Raw genomic sequence first — 18,985 nt, 5'->3', positions numbered from 1 at the left:
GGGAGTCACTAGCGAAAGGATGCGCGATGAAGAGAGGTTGGTTGTGGTGGGGAAGTGGCGCTGTGGTAGCGGTGGCTGCTGTGGCATGGTGGTGGCGACCGCAGCCGACGCCGATCAGGCTGGCTGAGGTCGGGCGGGGGGATGTGCTGGTCACTGTGGTCAACACCCGGGCTGGCACCATCAAGTCGTGTCAGCGGGCCGGGCTCAGTCTGCCCGGTGGCGGCGTGGTGGAGCAGATCGCCGTCAAGGCCGGGGAGCGGGTAGCCCGGGGAGATCTGCTGCTGACCCTCTGGAGCGACGATATTCACGCCGATCTCGCCCGGGCCCGCGCCCAGCAGGCCCTTGGCAAGACCCAGCGCGAGGAGCGTTGCAGCGAGGCGGCCTACTACGAGCGGGAGGCTAACCGGCTGGCCACCTTGCTGGCCAAAAACCTCACCTCCCGCACCCTCGCCGAGCAGGCCCAGAATCTGGCCGATACCCGCCGCTATGTCTGCCAGGCATCCCGTCAGCAGGAGCGGGTCGACGAGGCGCAGGTCGCCCAGGTGGAGGCTCGCTTGAGCGAGCGCCGCCTGCTGGCGCCGTTTGCCGGGGTGGTGGCGGAGGTCAACAGCAAGCTGGGCGAATACATGACCCCCTCACCGCCCGGAGTGGCCATGCCTCCGGTGATCGATCTTATCGATGATAAGTGTCTCTATGTCTCAGCCCCCATCGATGAGGTGGATGCCGCCCGCCTCAAGGTGGGCCAGTCTGCCCGGGTACTGCTCGATGCCATGCCCGGGCGTGATTTTGCCGCCACCGTCACCCGTATCGCCCCCTATGTGAAGGAGCTGGAGAAGCAGGCCCGCACCGTCGAGGTGGAGGCATCGCTCACTGCCCTGCCCACCGATGTGCCCCTGCTTATCGGCTACAGTGCCGACCTTGAGGTCGAGGTGACCCGCGCCACCGATGTGCTGCGGGTAGCGGCCAGCAGCCGGGCCGACGATGGCAGTGTGCTGCGGCTGGAAGGGGATACGCTGGTGCGGGTGGTGCCCCGTTGGGGCGTGGAGAACTGGAACTGGATTGAAGTCGCCGAGGGGCTCGCTGCCGGTGATCGGCTGGCAGCTCAGCCTGGACAGATTGTCGGGGAGGGCCCTTTCAGCGCCGCCACGGAGCACACGGATGAGTGATCTCATTCGCCTTGATGCCGTCAGCCGTCGTTTCACTCTGGGGGGGAGCGAGGTGGCCGCCCTCGACTGCGTTTCCCTGCGGGTTGCCGAGGGGGAGTATCTGGCGGTGATGGGCCCCTCGGGCTCCGGCAAATCGACCCTGCTTAATGTGCTGGGGCTGCTGGATCGGCCCGATGAGGGGCGCTACTGGCTGGGGGGAGAGGACACCGCCACCCTGTCAGAACCGGCGCTGGCCCAGCTGCGCGGCCATCGCATCGGCTTCGTGTTCCAGTCGTTTCACCTGATCTCCCGCCTCACCGCCCGTGAAAACGTCGAGCTGCCGCTGATGCTGTGCGGGATCGCTCCCGCCGAGCGCCATCGCCGCAGCCAGCAGTTGCTGGGAGAGCTGGGGCTGGAGAACCGGGCCGGACACCGCCCTGCCGAGCTTTCCGGCGGTCAGCGTCAGCGGGTAGCCATCGCCCGGGCCATGGCAATGGCGCCGCGGCTGATCCTGGCCGACGAGCCCACCGGCAATCTCGACTCCCGCTCCGGGGAGGAGGTGATTACCCTGCTGGAGGGGCTCAACCGGGAGCAGGGGATCACGCTGGTGGTGGTGACCCATGATCCGCGCCTCGGTGAGCGGGCGGGCAGGCGGATCCTGATGAACGATGGCCGCATCAACATTGATAGCGGCGGTGGCTGAATGCGGCGCCCCGATGTGATCCGCTTTGCCGCCGTGGCGTTATTGCGTCAGCGTTCACGGGCGCTGGTCTTGATCCTAGCGGTGAGTCTGAGCGTCACCTCGGTGCTGCTGCTCACCGCGCTGGGGGAGGGGGCGAGGCGCTATGTGGCCGACCAGTTCAGCTCCCTTGGCAAGGATCTGCTGGTGATGTTCCCCGGCCGCAAAGAGACCACCGGCGGGCTGCCGCCGGTCACCGGCAACAGTCTGCGGCAGATCACTCTCGATGACATGCACTACCTTGGCCAGCACCAGCCAAACGTGCGGCTGGTGCCGCTGGTGATGGGCTTTGCCGAGGCCAAACAGGGGGCACGGCTGCGCCAGACCATGCTGCTTGGCAGTAGCAACGGGCTGCGCGATACCCACGGGCTGGAGCTGCTCTCCGGCCGCTGGCTGCCGGGGGATGCCGCAGAGGATCGACCGGCCGTCCTGCTCGGGGCCAAGGTGGCCCGTGAGCTGTTCGGTCAGGCCGACCCGGTCGGCCAGTGGCTGCGTTTTGACAATCGTCGCTTTCGGGTGGTGGGGGTCTTCACCAGCCAGAGCAGCAATCTGGGGATGGACATGGCCGAGGCCGCGCTGATCCCGGTCGGTAGCGCCATGCGGCTGTTCAATACCGAGGGGCTGTTTCGGCTGCTGATCCAGCCGCTGGCGGGGCAAGCCGTGCCGCCGCTGGTCAAGCGACTGGAGCAGCTGATGCAGGCGCGCCACGGGATGCTCGATGTGACCGTGGTGCGCCGTGACGCCATGCTGGCCACCTTCTCCACCATTCTCTCGACCCTCACCCTGGCCGTTGCCGGCATCGGCGCCATCAGCCTGCTGGTCTCCGGTATCATGATGATGAATCTGGCGCTGATCAGCACCCGCCAGCGCACCGGCGAGATCGGCCTGCTCAAGGCGCTGGGGGCCGACAGTCGCCAGATCCGCCAGCTGTTTTTGTGGGAGGCGCTGCTGCTGAGCGGCAGTGGCGCGCTGTTTGGCACTGTGTTGGGCTATGCCCTGGTTGGCCTCGCCGGAGTGATTTGGCCCGGATTTCCGGCGGCAGTCCCTCTGCTCGCTACTTTCTGCACCATACCGGCGGCCCTGCTGACCGGGCTGTTTTTTAGCTGGCTGCCCGCCTCCCGGGCGGCACGGCAAGATCCTGTCAGCAGCCTGCGCAGCGGGCAGTGGAGCGGTGGCTGATGCGCGCCGCCGATCTGCTGTTCTGGCTCTGGCGCGCCTTGCTGGCGGGGCGCAGTCGCAGCCTGCTGTCGGCGCTCGGCATCGCCATCGGGATCGCTTCGGTGACCCTGCTCACCGGCATCGGCGAGGGGCTCAGGCTCTATCTGCTCGACAGCTTCTCCCAATTTGGCACCCGGCTGATCGCCGTGACCCCGGGCAAGACCGAAACCGCAGGCGGCCCGCCCGGCATCCTCTCCAGCAGTCGTCCCCTGCTGCTGGAGGACGCCGATGCCCTCGCCAAATTGCCGGGTATCGATGCGGCGCTCCCTGTGGTGCAGGGGCAGGGGGAGGTGCGCAGCCGCGGGCTCACCCGCAGCACCGCCATTCTGGGCACAGGTCCGGCGGCGCTCTCCGGCTGGCGGCTCACCCTGGTGCAGGGGCGTTTTCTGCCCGCGGACGACAGTGCCATGCCCCGCGCCTATGCGGTGCTGGGGGCCAAGGTGGCGGCTGAGCTGTTTCCCGGTGGCGATGCGCCTGGGAGTCTATTGCGCGCCGGTGATCGCCGTTTTCGGGTGGCCGGGGTGCTGGCGCCCAAGGGGCAATTTCTCGGCTTTGATCTGGACGACATGATCTATCTGCCCGCTGCTCACGCCCAGGCGCTGTTCAACAAGGAGGGGCTGCAGGAGATCGACGTCATCTATCGCGCCGGACAGACGGAGGCCGAGATCACCGCCCAGATCCGGCGCGTGCTGATCGCCCGCCACGGCGCCGAGGATTTTACCCTCACCTCCCAGCAGGATATGCTGACCAGCCTCGACAAGATCCTCTCCATCATCAAGCTGGCGGTTGGCGGGCTCGGCATTATCTCGCTGCTGATCGGGGCGGTCGGCATCTTCAGCATCATGAGCATCGCCCAGCAGGAGCGGATCCCCGAAGTGGGCTTGCTGATGGCGCTGGGTTGCCCACGGCGGCGCATTCTATTGTTGTTCCTGCTCGAAGCCGTGGTGCTGGCGCTGCTGGGCGGAGCCATGGGGCTGGCCCTGCTCGGCGGGCTCAAGCTGCTGCTCACCCTGCTGGCGGCCGGCTTGCCGCTAACCCTCCATCCTCTCTATCTGCTGCTGGCGCTCGGTTGCAGCGCTCTGGTCGGTCTGCTGGCCGGGGTCGCTCCCGCCTTGCGGGCGGTGCGTCTCGATCCCGTGGTGGCTCTGCGGGGTGACTAGGTCGCCCCTTTCGCAAGAGGCGCGTTGCGCTCGGGTCTGAGCAGAGGGGGACTAGGCGACCCCCTCTGCAACCGACAGGCTGCGCTCAGATCTGAACAAGGGGAAGTAGCGGCGATCCGCCTGACTCATGTGGCCGACTACCAGCTCCTGAATGATGAAGTTGAGCAGCTCGTCGTTGCCCAGTGTCCCCGCTTTGGCGGCGTGCAACAGCTGGCCTGCCTTGTTGAGCAGGCGCTGGTGATCCTGACGGTGGCTGACGAGTTCCCGATAGGCGATCTCCGCCAGCATCTGCTCTTCAAAGGCGAAGTGATGGCGGGCCATCTCGAACAGGCTCTCCAGACTCTCCAGAAACGGTGCCGGATCCTCGTGCTGATCTTTCATCCGCTCCAGCAGCCGGTTGGTCAATACGAAGAGCTGGCGATGCTCGGCATCGATGCGCGGGTGACCGCACTCGTGGCCGGGTTGCCACAGCAGGGCGCCCTGCTCGGGATCAAGGCCTTCGGTATAGAGGCAGACCCGGCCGCGGCCGCGATTCTTCGCCTGATACATGGCCTGATCGGCGTGGTGCATCAGCGTCTTGGCATCCTCCCCGTGCTCGGGATAGAGCGCCAGCCCGATACTGCTGGAGATAAGCAGCTCCTGCCCCTCCAGCTGGAACGGATGGCGCAGCTGCTGGTGCAGCTTGTCGGCCACTGCCAGCACTTCGTCGCCACTCTCCGGCAGCAAGATAACGAACTCGTCGCCCCCCAGCCGTGCCACCAGATCCTGTTTGCGCACGCAGTGGCTCATCCGCTCGGCCACCATATTGAGCAGAATATCCCCGGTCTCATGGCCGAAGGTGTCGTTGATCGGCTTGAAGTGATCGAGATCGATAAACATTAATGCCAGCGGACGGGGCGCCTCCTGCTCCATCAGCTCCTTGAGCCGTTGCTGCAGCAAGCGGCGATTGGGCAGCCCGGTCAGGGGGTCGTAGAAGGCGAGGCGGCGCATCATCTCCTCTCGCGCTGCCCGCTCGGTGATATCCCGGGTGACCCCGAGGATCGCCTCCGGCTGGGCATTGTGGTTGCCATGGAGGGTGGTGATGGTCTCGGTCGCCACCAGATGGCCATCCTTGTGGCGCAGCTGGGTGCGAATGACCCGGCGGGTCTGGTCATGTTCTCCCCGCTGCCAGGCCTCCAGGGTGGCGGAGATCTCCTCGCGCAGCAGTTGTCTTGAGGCATCCGGCAGCAGCTGTTTGAGGGGCAGGGCAAACAGCTCGGGGGCCTCGTAGCCGCTCAGAGGAGTGATGGCCGGGCTGACATAGCGAAAGCGCAAGCTGGCGGCATCCATGGTCCAGATCACATCGGCACTGTTCTCCGCCACGAAGCGATAGTGCTGCTCACTCTGGGCCAGTTCACGGGTCAGCCGCTGGCGATCCCGCGCCTCCTGGCGCAGGCGCAGATAGAGGTGCAAGAAGATGCCGAGCAGGGTCATCAGGGTAAAGGTGATGAGCATGGCCACCGCCACGCTCTTGTCGAGCAATTGCCGTTGCTGGCGCAGCCGCTCCTGCGCCGGGTCGTAGATAAAGCGGTCGAGGTTAGGCAATACCGTGAGCATGCCCGCCTCCAGATAGGTTTTGGCGATCTGCAGCCAGCGCTCCTGCTGCATGTAGCCAGGTTCGATCAGATCCGGCTGCATCAGCTCTCTGGTTTCGCGCGCCTCGAACTCCAGCTGTTCACGGCCAGCTCCGGTCGGGTACTGCTCCATGATGAGGTTGATCATCTCTTCGGGGTGGTCCATCGCATAGCGCCACCCCTTGAGGCTGGCCTGCTGGAAGGCGTAGACCCGATCCTGTCGGGTGATCAGCTCCCGCTCGGAGGTAAAGAGGTTGTCGCCGTAGAAGTCGAAGTCGATGGTGCGCGGACTGAAGACCCGATAGGGGATCCCTTTTTGTTGCAGATAGAAGGGCTCGGTAGTGCTGTAGGCGCTGATGGCATCCACCTTGCCCGCCAGCAGTGCCTGAATCCCCTGTTTGTAGGGAAGGGTGACCCAGTCGCGGCTGCGGGTATGGTGGGAAAGGTAGGTCAGCAGCTCGTTGGAGCCTGGCTCCAGCATCAGTCGCTTGTTGGCCAGATCGGCCGGGTTGCGAATATCTGGCCGATCCAGCGTGAGCAGGATCAGCGGCGAGTGCTGCAGCAGGGCGGCGAGCACCACCACCGGACGACCGGCAGCCCGATCCAGCAGCAGATCACTGCCGCTGATGCCAAACTGGGCCTTTCCCGAGATCACCTCGCTGACCACATCGGTGCGGGAGTCCGCTTCGCGCAGGGTGACATGCAGACCGGCCTCCCGATAAAACCCTTTGGCGATGGCCGCGTAGTAACCGGCAAACTGGAACTGGTGTTGCCACGGCAACTGGACGATGACCTGCTCGCCGGCTCGCACCGGGGGAGAGGTCAGGGTCGCGATGACCATACTGACCAGCATTGGCAGAAACCAGCTGAGGGGCTGGCGGGGGGCTGCGTTCTCCGTCATACAACGTTTCTCTCGGGAGCGGTGTCTAGGCTAGATTCAAGCAATTTTGTGTCACCTGCAAGGGGAGAAAAGGCGTTTGCAATGGGGTATAGGGGGGTTGGGAAGTCATTTTTGTGTCGTTCATCACACGGGATGGATACATGCCGTTTTTTTGCAAGTTATGTGACCAATAAGAGAGTCATATGGCCTATCGAAGTGGTCGCATTCTAGCCACTTTTTCCCGTTTTTATCGTTGTCATTGTGGCTTGACTGCATTTTTTTCGTGGTTGCACGTCAAGCTGTGTCGTTATATCAATAGATACTTTTATGGGGCAGTCAGGTGTGACGCAAATGTGTCGCGGCTGCTGCGCACCGGTTAATGTGCGACAGCTCAGTGATGGTACCCCATCAGTGTTATCATGCTGCCCCCAGTTCCGGATAAGGTCTTTTTATGTCCCGCTTGCGTCTGCTTGTCTCCGACTCTCACGATCCCCTGTTCAATCTGGCCGTTGAGGAGTGCATCTTCCGCCAGATGGATCCCGGCCAGCGGGTGCTGTTCCTCTGGCGCAATGCCAATACCGTGGTGATTGGCCGTGCCCAGAATCCGTGGAAGGAGTGCAATACCCGCCGCATGGAAGAGGACGGGGTGACCCTGGCGCGTCGCAGCAGCGGTGGCGGCGCCGTGTTCCACGACCTTGGCAACAGCTGCTTCACCTTCATGGCGGGCAAGCCGGAGTATGACAAGAGCGTCTCCACCGCCATTGTGCTGGACGGGCTCAAACGATTGGGGATCGAGGCGTTTGCCTCCGGTCGCAACGATCTGCTGGTGGCGACTCCGGACGGGGAGCGCAAGGTATCGGGGTCGGCCTATCGGGAGACCCTGGATCGTGGGTTTCACCACGGCACCCTGCTGCTGGACGCCGATCTCGGCCGGCTTGCCAACTACCTCAACCCCGACCCCAAGAAGCTGGCGGCCAAGGGGATCACCTCGGTGCGCAGCCGGGTGGCCAATCTGTGCGAGCTGCTGCCGGGGATCGACCATCAACAGATGAGCGAGGCGCTGCAGGAGGCCTTCTTCCACCATTACGGCGCGCGAGTTGAGCCCGAGCATATCTCCCCGGAGCAGATGCCGGATCTGCCGGGCTTTGCCGAGACCTTCGCCCGCCAGCGCAGCTGGGAGTGGAACTATGGCCATGCCCCGGCGTTCAGCCATCTGCTGGAGGAGCGGTTCAGCTGGGGCGGGGTGGAGCTGCACTTTGATGTGGAGAAAGGAGCCATCACCCGGGCGCAGCTCTTTAGCGATACTCTGGAGCCGGCCCCGTTTGATCTGCTGGCGGCCGAACTGGCGGGTTGCGGCTATCGACCGGAGGCGGTTGCCGCGCGCCTGCAGCCCTGGCTGGCGGCTTTCCCACATCAGCAGGGCGAGCTGGGGGAGTTTGCCGAGTGGCTGTTGACCTCCCTGCGTTGAGGGGGCGCTGCGCGGATGGTGGCTGGTAGTGAGGGCGCTGTCAGCCAGGGTGGGAGCAAGATCACGAAATATAAAGAGGCGCCTCAAAGGCGCCTTTTTGCCAGCCCTTGTGATGGCTGATACATGACAAAAAGTAGGGTAGGCCATTAGATATTGTCACTGTCGGCCCCGCTGGTACAGGGGTATAACGGCCGCACATTTGCTGTACTAATGGTATAAAAATGAGTGACTTAGTTTATCTTCAAGACGAAAGCGTCAATGCCGTCCACCCCGATTTTTCCGCCCGTTTCGCCACAGTCAAAGCCAACTTTTTCTCGCGCAATCCCGATCTCTGGCCCGTTTTTCGCGAACCCGGATTTGCCACCCTCAATGAATTTCGGGCCCGTGGCCTGGCCCCCGATGCCCGTTTGAATGCCTGGCCTGATGGCCGTGCCCGCCTGGCCGATCTCTGCGAGACCATGCCGGTGCCCACCACCATGCGCACCCCGGGCGAGCCCATGGTCGAGCTGCTGTTTGCCGCCGCTTTGTCGAAGGATTGGGAGAACCCCTCCAGCGTCGAGAACGTCATCACCATGTCGGCGGACCCCGCTATCTATGGCGCCCAGATGGGTATTCTGGCCAACCCCAATCTGGTCTACTCCGAATATGCCGGAGTGGCCGAGGAGCTGGAGAAGAAGGTAGTGCGCCAGATTGCGCTGCTGGCGGGTTACGACCCGGCTCGCGCCACCGGCATCTTCACCCAGGGGGGGACCTTCTGTAACCTCTATGGCTACCTGCTCGGCATTCGCAAAACCTTGCCGGAGGCCAAGCACAAGGGGCTAGGCCACTATCAGGATTACCGCATCATCAACTCCCAAGGCGGTCACTACTCCAATATCACCAACCTCTCCCTGCTCGGGGTCGACATCGAGAACAAGACTATCCGCATTCAGGTCGGCGAGAACAATGACATCGATCTCGACCATCTCGAGCGCACCCTGACCGCCTGTTTTGCACTGAAACACGTGGTGCCCACCATCATGCTCACCATGGGCACCACCGACACCTTCGGGGTGGATCAGGTGAAACCCGTGTTCGAGCTGCGCAATCGCCTCTGCGAGCAGTTTGAGGTGGCGGTCAAACCTCACATCCACGTCGATGCCGCCATCGGCTGGTCGATGATCTTCTTCCTGGGTTACGACTTTGCCGCCAACCCGCTCGCCATCAACAGCGCCACCCTGGCGGGGATCGAGCGCAACGTGGCGCGCTTTGCCGAGCTGAAATATGCCGACTCCTTTACCGTCGACTTCCAGAAGTGGGGGTATGTGCCCTACACCTCCAGTCTGGTGATGATCAAGGAGCAGGATGACCTCAAGGCGATGGAGAATGACCCGGAGAACTTCTCCTACTTCGAGCGGGACATTCAGGGCCAGACCCACCTGCAATCCACCATCGAGTGTTCCCGCGGCGCGAGCGGTCTGTTTGGTGCCTATGCGGCGCTCAACTATATGGGGGTGGAGGGGTATCGCACCGTGCTGGCCCACTGCCTGCAAAATGCCAACTACTTCCGCTTCCGGTTAAGCCAGCTGGGCAACGTCAAACTGGTGGCGCAGGAGAATCAGGGGCCGAGCGTCGGCTTCAAGATCTACAACCCCGAGTGGGTGAGCGATCCGGAAGCCGAATTCGCCTTCGAGCTGGCCCGCTCCAGCGACCCTGCCTACAAGGCGCGACTGCAGCGTAACACTGACTACCACCGCAGCCTGTTCAAGGGGCGCGGCAAGGTGGGGCTCTACACCAACTGGGTGGAGGCGGTGGCCCACTCCGACTATGACGCACGGGGCAAGTACTCCTACATCGCTGGGGAAAAGGCAGTCTTTATGAATCCTGCCTGCACTCGCGAGCAGATCGACGCCTTTATCGACCATATTCGCGGTTGATGGATGTTGCCCTGACAGCCGAGCGCTGCCTGTGATGGCAAGAGGCGGTCAGGGTACCTCGCCAACAGATAAACAAAGGGCAAGCCAATTGGCTTGCCTGCTGTTTTTACGGCATAGAGCTTAAGTAGTGGGGAAGGCCGGGTTCAGAGGGCCAGCAGTTGCTCGTTCTCGACAATCTCGCACCCGGCGGGCAGTTTCGAGAGGGCGATCATGGCGCGGGCCACCTGACGGGCCTCGATGGCGCGCCAGCGGGCGAGCTTGCCCACCAGCAGCGGCCGAAACAGCGGGTAGATGGTCTGAAAGATCTGCTCGGAGAGGCGCGGTGGCTGGCGATCCCCGAGCAGCATGGCGGGCCGCACGATGGCGAGCCGTGGCCAGGATTGGGCCAGCAGGGCCTGCTCCATCTCCCCCTTGGTACGCGGATAGAGAGCCGGGGACGATGCACTGGCCCCCATGCTCGAGACCACGATGAGCCGTTGACAGCCGTGACGGCGGGCCAGCTCGGCAAAGGCGACCACATAGTCGAGATCGACCCGGCGAAACGCCTCGGCAGAGCCTGCCTCCTTGCGGGTAGTACCGAGGGCACAGAAGGCGATATCCACCGGGCGGGAGAGGGTGACGCTGGCCAGATCATCAAAATTGACCGGCAGCCAGTGGTGCGCCTCCTTGCCCGGCTTGCGACAGAGCAGGGTCAGTTCATGTTCGGCAGGCAGTTGCTGCACCAGTTCGCGACCGATCAGGCCGCTGGCTCCGGCAATCAGGATCCGGCTCATGGGGATTCTCCCTGTGTCATTCGATGGTGTTGATGCCATGGTGGGTGCTCATCAGCATCAGGCAATTTGCGAGCAGCTGCAATGGGGGAGATGACACGTATCCCCTGACAGGATAACGGGCAAGATAGATAGTGCGGAGGCTGGATAAAACAAAACCGGCGCGAGGCCGGTTTTGCGGGATATCAGAGCGGGGTATTGAAAGCTGCTGGCAGCGGGAAGTCACCCGTCACAGTGGTCAGCCTGTCGTTGGCGAAGGTGACGGTGAGCTCTTTGCGCTCCTTGTCGCCGTGGCCCGGCTGGAATTCATAGAGGTAGTACCAGGTGTTGGGGTCAAAGCCGTCACGCAGCATGGGGGTCCCCAGCACATAGCTGACCTGCTCGCGGGTCATCCCCTGGCGCAGTTTGTCGACCTGTTTTTGTTCCACATAGTTGCCCTGGGGAATATCGATACGATAGACCAGGCTGCAACCGGAGAGGGTGAGGGCGGTCAAAGCCGCGGCAATCAGGTGTTTCATCCGCATATCGAGTTCAGATCATCCATTCAAGTCTTTTTACGCTGGCCGAATCATACCTACTCCCTTGGCGGAAGTAAAAAGCCAAGGCAAAAATTGCCAAAGGGAGTTACCTCCCTTTGGCCAGCACAGCATCATTCACTGTGGCTAGGGATTGGCCTGACGAGCCTAAGCATAGGTGCACTGTGACCGCCTTCATTAAACACTTCATGTGGTGGTGCGAACTCAAGGTAGTTGTATCCATCCCCGGAGGAACTGTCAGAAATAAACTGGAGCATGGTTAAGGCATTGCTTTGCTCGGCTAGCTTGTTGCAAGCCTGTGTCTGCTCTTCGGTCGGCTCAATATATTCATTGGTCACCGGATCAGATCTGGCTTCGCACGCCCGTTGTTTGAGGGCTTCAGTGTCTGCGGCCAGCTGAGGGTCTGGAAAGCCCACTGCGCTGTAGGTAGCAGGTTGGCACTGAGGGTTGTAGAGGGTAAACAGCTCCTTGATGTCTGGGGCCCGCCAAGGGTGTGCAGGGGTGTTCAGTCGGTCGTTGGCCTGCATGATGATGGTCATCAAGGGGTTGTCGCTCTGGCTTGCGCTGCTGTTGATCACTTCAGGCATGCCCTCGCAGCCAGAGCCATTACCACTGACTTGTTGACCGTAGGGGCAGTAGAGCCACTGCAGACCGGTGGCTCTGTCGTTGACCACCTGCAGCTTGCCTTCGGCCGTGTCGATCAGTTGGCTAACGAAACGGGTACCATCGTCCTGATAGCCAGGCAGGCATTCACGGGCCTGGCTTGCTGCCGGCAACAGGGCGGCAGCAAGTAATAAGGGGAAGAGAGAGTGGTGCATTTTATTCTCCTGTGACCTTGAAGCCATCGCTCACCAGCATGACGTAGTGGGGTTGATACTGGCGGGCAATGCCGCCGCGTAGATATTTATCCGGGCGAACCTTGTAAGCATCTGGCCCCCCGTCATCTTTGTCCCAGGTGCCGATGGGGCGACTGACCGGCATCACATCCGAGGTCCAGAAGCCGTAGAAGATCTCCTCCAGCTCCTGCCCTTTGCCATAGGTGTATTGCAAACCTGAATAGAGCGGGAAGTAGCGGGTATCGAGAGCAATGGGGTTATCCCGGGTCAGGGTCATGATGCCGTAGAACTCCTGCTGACTGGGGGCGCGCCAGTTGGAGAGGCCGCACAGCTTGCTCTGGTTGACCTGGCTTATCTGGCGTTTCAGATTGCAGCGGCTACGGTCACTGGCCAGGGCGCCACTTTGCGGGTCATAGCAGCTGCCGTTGAAGGCGTTGTTGCTCTGGATATCGTCATAGGCAAACAGGCTTTTGTCATCGTGCAGGGAAGATTCGCCATCCTTGTGTTGTACCTTGGTCTCCCACACCAGCCCGCTCAGGGCGTCGGCCACGCAGGCAAACGGCATCTGTTTGTAGGAGAGATCCTGGCGTGGCAGGGGGTCTCCCCGGTTGTCCAGCTTGATGTAGCGAGCGCCAAGCACTCCATCCAGATTGCTGTTGACCGCTTGTCCACTCAAGGGATCGCAGCGGCTATCTAGGTCCCGGCCACGCTTGCCATCATCTAGCCCCATGCTGTGGGTGATACGGGTATCGGCCACATGCAACTGCCCGGCTCGGTAGGTCAGTGGGGCACTGATGGTGCCACCCTCGCTCATCACTCTTATCTGGTAGTCCTGATAGTGAGGGAGACCCTTGAGGGTGATGCGAGTCTGCAGGCTGATGTTTTGCTGTTCGGCGTTTTCAATATGTTCAAACGGGGTTTTCCCCCAGCCAATTCGATACTGACTCACTCCCTCCTGGGGTTGCCAGCCGAGGGTGACCCAGTGGCTGCCATCCTGATCACGGCCCTGGCCCAGAATAGCCAGGCCGATCACTTGATCTGACAACACCTCGCGCTGACAGACAGGGGATATGGGGCTGTTGGGGTAGGGGGTGAGCCAGCTACCCGCTGTGCTGGTTCCGGGATAGAGAAGAGCATCGCTTTCCGAGTTGCGGATCAGACCTGCCGCCGCCTTGATGATGTGGGAGATGTTCTTGTCTGGATTGGCATTCAACAGGGGGCCCAGCCCGCTATTTTCGGCGATGGTGGTTTCCAGTTTGAACAGGTCCGGTATCTGATTGTTGCGGGACACGGTTGAATATTCATTGGCCATGTTGATCTCCAGCCAGCTCAGCAGTTGCTGGCGAAAATCAGTGCCCTCGATCAGGTTGACAGGTTGCTGCCAGAGCTCCCCCTCGGCCTGCAGGGCAACCATGGCTGCCAGTAGCTCAACCTGATGCCTCGGTAGTGCCTTGAGTTTTTGATCCAGCTCAGCCAGGGTCCAGGCTTGCCAGTCCAGGAAAGAGCCCATGCCGGCACTGAGTGTGGTTTTGAGCAGCAGAGCCCACTGCGCCGTGGTGGTATAGCCCACATTGAGGCGCGGATATTCGTTGGCACCGAGCATGCCATCGCGATTTTCATCGCGCTTGACCAGCTCGCAGAAAGAGCCGAGCACCGAGCGCAGTTCCACCTCACTCTTGGCATCCTGTACCACCAGGGTCAGGGTGTCTTCCATCAGGTCATCACTGGTCTCGCTGCTGCCCGGTTTGCAACTGGCGAAGCTGTTGTTGAGGTCAGCGAGCGTGAGAGTGATGCTGTACTGGTTGCCCTGCTTGATGGGAAGAGACTCTTGCATCCGACCACTCTGGGCCATTACCGCAAGCCGTTGTGGCCGAATGGGGCGTTCGGGTTTGAAATAGTGGGTATTGAGCCCATCGTGGTTGGGTTTGGCACCGATCTCTACCGATACCGATGCTTCGCTCAGACGAGAGGGGAATTGTCCCAGCAAGGTCAGTTTGCGCTGTGGGTAGAAGGTGGTGAGCAGCTGGTAGGTCGCTGTGCGGGTATCCAGTTTCTCCATGGCAGCGAGGGCATCGTTCAGCCGGGCTTCGGCGTCGTCAGGTAATGTTGTGCCTTGGCTGGTGGCCAGTGTCGTTAGGTGTTCAAGCAGGGTGGATGTCGGGTTGGACTGTTGCTGGCTGACCAGTGCAGTTGCCAACTCACCGAGCTGCTGAGCCGGGTTCGGCATATCGCCGTTCAGGGTCAACTGCAGCAAGGCGGTGAGATCTCGGGCAAAACGGTGATTGAGATGAGGGTCACTGAAGAGCTGGCCAGAGACATCCTGTTTTCCCTCCTGCTTTTGCAGCGCCGCCATGATGCTCTGATATGCCAGCGGCATGGGGGAAAGGTGCAGACGAGGACTCTCTTGCTCGGTGATGATGCCATCCCCGTTTTGATCCTGTTTGAGCAGTTGTGTCAGCGTAGGCAATTCACTGCTGAGGGATAGCGCGCTGTTCTGACGGTGGCTGGCGACAAGGCGCAGCGCCTTGTCTTGTGGCCATTGGCTCAATTTCAGTTTGAAGCCGAAACTGCCATCAGCCTGAGCGCTCTGGGTGACGCAGACCTTGTCGGCACAGAGCTGAATATCAAATTGTCCACCCTGTTCGTGAGTCAGCGGCAGTGCGCCGGCCAGATCCAGCGAAGTGGGTGGGGCGGGCTGTGTCGTCTCCGTTGTTGGTTGGCCCGATTGGTCTGGTGCAGTTGCTCCCGAGCCGCTACCTGAGCTCCCTCCGCTGCTACTGCTGGTGTTTCCTCCGCTGGCAGTACCTCCCGCAGTGCCCGGGGTGTTGCCACTTCCGCTATCCGGTGTGGTGGGTTGCTGGTTGCTACCGCTTCCTCCGCTGTTGCTTGCGTTATTTCCCGCCTGCTCGGGGCTGCCCAGCTCTGCCTTGCATGCCAGCAATGTGGCGCAGCAAAGGAGCAACAGCAGTGGTTTCGTTGTCCTGAACACGTTCGACTCCGTTATTGTTGTTTAGATTATTAATCTGCCAAGTCCGGTTTTTAGCGCGTAAATTAAACCCATTGCAGATGTTTTTGCTGTTAACTTCGTTAGATTGGCGAATTCACGCTGCGAATTATTTCATTTGGTGATAGTGATATTGATTCTCGTTTGTGATCTCAATATCATCCTGTCGTTGTTTAATTTCAGGCATAAAAAACAGGGACAAAAAATGACGATGCGAGTTTGGGATTACCTTCGTGACTACCTGAAGGATGAAAGCGGTGCCACGGCCATTGAGTACGGCATCCTGGCTGCAGGGTTGGCGGCCGGGATCCTGGCCATATTTGGCTCGGACGGGATCTTCATCACGGCGTTGAAGGAGAAGTTCACCGCCATTGTTGCCGGGTTGAATATGGACGCGGCTGGCAAGTGATGGCGTGGGGGCAATGGCTCGCCATACTGATGGCCTGCTGGTGTCTGGTCAGTGATTTGTTCGAACGGCGGATCCCCAATCTGGCGGTGCTGGTACTGGCCCTCTGGGGTGGCTGGTTGTTGCCGTTCAATCCGCTGTCACTGGTGTTGGCCATACTGACCTTGCTGTTGGGGCTGGTTGCCTATCACCGAGGCTGGTGTGGCGCCGGGGACAGCAAATTGCTGGCGGTCTGCCTCTATGGGGCAGGCGAGCAATGGCCCGAATTATTGCTGTTGATGGCGTTCTCCGGTGGCCTGCTCAGCCTGGTGTGTTTGAGCCATAGCCGCCTGCGCCCTTCACCCAATCCAACTACTGTGCCTTATGGGGTTGCCATCCTCTGGGCGGCAGCTCTGACCACACCTCTATTTATGTAGTCACACCATATGAAGAAACTCTTTTTGCTTATCGCTGCACTGCTGGTGCTGGCGGCGATGCTGGCTACCTTGTGGCCAGCTGAACCTGCGCCGCAGAGCGGTGCATCCCCACGGGATCCGCCAGCAGAATCGTTGGCGCCAGATCGGGTGGCCCAAGTACTGGTTGCCGCCCATCGGGTACAGGCCGGCTCTTTCATCCATCCCGAAGATCTAGGCTGGCAAGCCCTTCCCGAAGCCGAAGAGAGGAACCTGCCGGGTCTCTTTCTGTTTGGTTTTACCGATACCAAGGCCCTCAAAGGGAGTCTGGTGACCCGCACGCTGGAGGCGGGCCAGATAGTCTCTGCCGATGATCTGGTTCGTCCCGAGCAGAGTCACTATCTCTCCGCCATGATGGCGCCGGGCATGCGAGCGGTGACGCTGGCGTTGGGGAGGGAGGCGGCCAGCCACGGCCTGATCCGGCCCGGTAACCGGGTGGATGTGATCCTCACCAGCAAGCATGCGCGTCAGCACAATGCCCAAGGGGCAGAGGTAACCAGCAATCAGTCGGCCGAGATCATTCTGACCGATATCAAACTGCTGGCCATCGATGCCCAGGTGACCGATATCGCCGCGCTTAACGGCAATCCTGCGGCACAGGATAACTTCGACCAGGTCGCCGTGACCTTCGAGTTGCCCCCTCGGGCGGCAGCACGCTTGTTGCTGGCACATCGCTTGGGAGAGCTGGCTCTGGTACTGCGTTCGGCACAGAGCGCACCTGCGGGCAGCCCTGCGATGGCGCTGCCGGAGGGGAGTCTGATATGGGCTGAACAGGTCGCTCGCGGCCAGAACCCGAGAGCCATTCCAGGTCATGGGGTCAAGATCAGTTATGGCGACGGTAACGACCGAACCCGTCAACCCTAATCAACACAGAAAGGAAATGATGTTGCGAACATTTGTCATATTGCTCGCCATGCTGCCGCTCTGGGCCGCAGCCGCCGAGAGCCTGACGCTCACTCCCGAGCAATCCACCCTGCTTAATTTTGATGAACCTGTGCTGGATGCCTTTGTTGCCAATTCGGAGTTGGTCAGAGTGCACAGCCCCTCTGATCAGCAGTTGCTGATCTATGGCCGCAAGGTGGGCCACACCGATCTGGTGGTGACCGCCCTCGATGGCCGAACCCTGGGTCACTATCGGGTAACCGTCGTCGCTGACCTCGCACCGCTTGAACAGCTGGCCCGTCAGCATTTCCCCCAGAGTCAGCTCACCTTTAGCGAGTCGGGCGGTGCCATCGTAGTGGCAGGAGAGGTGACCAGCCCGCTGCAGGCGCATGAAATCCTCAGCATGGTGGAAGGCTTTGCCAAGGGACTGCAACCGCAATCCGTCGCCCAGAGTACAGTGATGGCCCCTTCGCCTCAGGCGGGTAACCAGGATGAAGGTGCTGCAGTCGCAGGTGGGGGCAGCGGTCAGTACGCCAATGTCATCAATCAACTGCGACTGGCCGGATCGGATCAAATCAACATATCGGTGCGCATCGTCGAGATGCAGCGTACTACCAGTGAACAGCTGGGGCTGCGCTGGAGCGCTATGGGGGAGTATCTGCAGTTGGGTGTCTCGCCGGGTAACCGTTTCCCGAAGCCGCTGGAGCGAGGCAGCTGGACCGGCAAGAAAGATGTGGTCTACATCAACGCTATCATCGATGCGCTGGTGGAAAACAGCCTGGTCAATGTATTGGCCGAGCCCAACCTGACGGCCAAATCGGGAGAGGCGGCGACCTTTATGTCCGGCGGTGAGTTTCCCTTTCCGGTTGGCAACGGGGATAACGGGCCCGAGATTGAGTTCAAGAAGTTCGGCATCTCGCTGGAGCTGACGCCGACCCTGCTGGACAATAATCGCATCAGCCTGACGGTCTCCCCGGAAGTATCGACCCTGAGCCGGGAGAACAGCGTCACCATTGCCGGTGTCGTGGTACCGGGCATCGAGACGCGTCGTACCACCACCACCATCGAGCTGGCTGACGGCCAGAGCTTTGCGCTGGCAGGTCTAGTGCGCAGCCATCGCAACCAGAATAACGAAGCGCTGCCCTTCCTGGGAGAGATCCCCGGGCTGGCCCCCTTCTTTGGCAGCAACAGCTTCAAAAATCAGGAGAGCGAGCTGGTGATCATCGCCACCGCCCGTCTGGTGCAGCCCACCAGCGATCCCCTCTCCCTGTCGACGCCGCTGGATCACTACCGGGCTCCGAGTCGCTTCGAGCGACTGTTCTTCACCGACATGGGGTCAACCCAATTGCCGGCGGCGCAGACAACCCGCCTGTTCGGCAACTATGGCTACAGCTACTGAGGAGGATGACCATGTTGAAAGAGACGCTGTTGCTGGCCATGACGTTGCCGTTACTGGCTTGTACCACCCCACCTCCGGCTGCCCCTCTCAAGGATCAGCTGCAATTCCGGGTTGCCCCGTCGCAGTTGCAACAGCAGTTGCAATGGCAACTGGCCTCCTTGGCCAATCGGCTGGAGGCGGGCACCGTCACGCTGCAGATCAGCGGGCCGCAGCCAGCAAGCCATGCGCCAACGCCGGAGGCGCTGCGCCAGCAGCTGGCTCAGTGGCTGGCGCTCGATACCCGGCTCATCTTCACCCCGACCGGGCAAGGTGACTATCAGGTGCAACTCGATGCCACCTTGCAGCCGGATAGCTGCCGTTATACCAGAGGCGGGGCGTCAGCCCCTGTCAGCGCCTGTCTGGTGCTGCGCAATCAATATCGTGCCCAAAGCCATGGCGAGCACTGGGCTCGTGGTGCCCGTTATGACGGTAGTGGTAGTGCCCTCGATGCCGGCGCGGTACAGCGCCTCTATCAGGGCAAGGCCAAATCGGCCAAGAAACAGCAGACGACCGGGGAGTAAG

The 18,985-nt window shown here is 61.3% G+C and carries 16 protein-coding genes; 11 read left to right on the top strand and 5 right to left on the bottom strand.

The window, feature by feature from the left end:
- The first annotated feature begins 26 nt into the window (after positions 1–26).
- The 4 genes from WBR25_RS14080 to WBR25_RS14065 are packed head-to-tail and all read left to right on the top strand — an operon-like array spanning position 27 to position 4,262.
- Complete coding sequence (locus WBR25_RS14080) at positions 27–1,166, top strand: efflux RND transporter periplasmic adaptor subunit (protein WP_479748327.1); 1,140 nt, start codon at positions 27–29, stop codon at positions 1,164–1,166.
- Positions 1,159–1,848, top strand: a complete 690-nt coding sequence (locus WBR25_RS14075) for an ABC transporter ATP-binding protein (protein WP_139459876.1) — start codon at positions 1,159–1,161, stop codon at positions 1,846–1,848. The genes WBR25_RS14080 and WBR25_RS14075 overlap by 8 nt, the downstream gene beginning before the upstream one ends.
- Positions 1,849–3,063: an ABC transporter permease gene (locus tag WBR25_RS14070; RefSeq protein WP_335841614.1), complete on the top strand. Its 1,215-nt coding sequence runs from the start codon at positions 1,849–1,851 to the stop codon at positions 3,061–3,063. It begins immediately after the preceding gene.
- Positions 3,063–4,262: an ABC transporter permease gene (locus WBR25_RS14065; RefSeq protein ID WP_479748324.1), complete on the top strand. Its 1,200-nt coding sequence runs from the start codon at positions 3,063–3,065 to the stop codon at positions 4,260–4,262. The genes WBR25_RS14070 and WBR25_RS14065 overlap by 1 nt, the downstream gene beginning before the upstream one ends.
- 51 nt (positions 4,263–4,313) lie before the next feature.
- Here the strand turns inward: WBR25_RS14065 and WBR25_RS14060 are convergent, their stop codons facing one another.
- Complete coding sequence (locus WBR25_RS14060) at positions 4,314–6,776, bottom strand: diguanylate cyclase domain-containing protein (RefSeq protein ID WP_479748322.1); 2,463 nt, start codon at positions 6,774–6,776, stop codon at positions 4,314–4,316.
- A 430-nt stretch (positions 6,777–7,206) separates the two neighbouring features.
- Between WBR25_RS14060 and lplA the strand changes: the two genes are divergently transcribed.
- A complete protein-coding gene (gene lplA / locus WBR25_RS14055; RefSeq protein WP_479748321.1) occupies positions 7,207–8,223 on the top strand; it encodes a lipoate--protein ligase in 1,017 nt (338 codons plus the stop codon).
- A 221-nt stretch (positions 8,224–8,444) separates the two neighbouring features.
- Complete coding sequence (locus WBR25_RS14050; protein WP_479748320.1) at positions 8,445–10,139, top strand: pyridoxal phosphate-dependent decarboxylase family protein; 1,695 nt, start codon at positions 8,445–8,447, stop codon at positions 10,137–10,139.
- Positions 10,140–10,282: 143 nt separating this feature from the next.
- On the opposite strand, the gene WBR25_RS14045 is transcribed toward WBR25_RS14050, so the two are convergent.
- The 4 genes from WBR25_RS14045 to WBR25_RS14030 form a co-directional block, all read right to left on the bottom strand.
- The gene (locus tag WBR25_RS14045; protein ID WP_088869760.1) at positions 10,283–10,912 is read right to left on the bottom strand and encodes an NAD(P)H-binding protein; all 630 of its coding nucleotides are present in this window, start codon (positions 10,910–10,912) and stop codon (positions 10,283–10,285) included.
- A gap of 182 nt (positions 10,913–11,094) precedes the next feature.
- Positions 11,095–11,433, bottom strand: coding sequence for an outer membrane protein assembly factor BamE (gene bamE, locus WBR25_RS14040; protein WP_005337980.1), 339 nt, complete (start codon positions 11,431–11,433; stop codon positions 11,095–11,097).
- Between the two features lie 125 nt (positions 11,434–11,558).
- Positions 11,559–12,263, bottom strand: a complete 705-nt coding sequence (locus WBR25_RS14035) for an Lcl C-terminal domain-containing protein (RefSeq protein WP_479748318.1) — start codon at positions 12,261–12,263, stop codon at positions 11,559–11,561.
- A 1-nt stretch (position 12,264) separates the two neighbouring features.
- Entirely contained in the window at positions 12,265–15,270 is a 3,006-nt protein-coding gene (locus tag WBR25_RS14030) for a DUF1566 domain-containing protein (RefSeq protein ID WP_479748316.1), read from the bottom strand.
- A 220-nt stretch (positions 15,271–15,490) separates the two neighbouring features.
- On the opposite strand from WBR25_RS14030, the gene WBR25_RS14025 reads away from it, so the two are divergent.
- Genes WBR25_RS14025 through WBR25_RS14005 form a run of 5 tightly spaced genes read left to right on the top strand, consistent with a single transcriptional unit; the run spans position 15,491 to position 18,984 of the window.
- Positions 15,491–15,694, top strand: a complete 204-nt coding sequence (locus WBR25_RS14025) for a Flp family type IVb pilin (protein ID WP_005350403.1) — start codon at positions 15,491–15,493, stop codon at positions 15,692–15,694.
- Positions 15,694–16,107: a prepilin peptidase gene (locus WBR25_RS14020; protein ID WP_193558404.1), complete on the top strand. Its 414-nt coding sequence runs from the start codon at positions 15,694–15,696 to the stop codon at positions 16,105–16,107. The genes WBR25_RS14025 and WBR25_RS14020 overlap by 1 nt, the downstream gene beginning before the upstream one ends.
- A gap of 9 nt (positions 16,108–16,116) precedes the next feature.
- On the top strand, positions 16,117–17,007 hold the full coding sequence (cpaB, locus tag WBR25_RS14015; protein WP_040066030.1) for a Flp pilus assembly protein CpaB: 891 nt from the start codon (positions 16,117–16,119) through the stop codon (positions 17,005–17,007).
- Positions 17,008–17,026: 19 nt separating this feature from the next.
- A complete protein-coding gene (locus WBR25_RS14010; RefSeq protein ID WP_129504381.1) occupies positions 17,027–18,424 on the top strand; it encodes a type II and III secretion system protein family protein in 1,398 nt (465 codons plus the stop codon).
- An 11-nt stretch (positions 18,425–18,435) separates the two neighbouring features.
- Positions 18,436–18,984, top strand: a complete 549-nt coding sequence (locus WBR25_RS14005) for a pilus assembly protein FlpD (protein ID WP_129504377.1) — start codon at positions 18,436–18,438, stop codon at positions 18,982–18,984.
- The last annotated feature ends 1 nt before the right edge of the window (position 18,985 follow it).

Source organism: Aeromonas sp. MTB (assembly GCF_056632455.1).
This window is presented reverse-complemented; position numbering and strand designations above follow the sequence as displayed.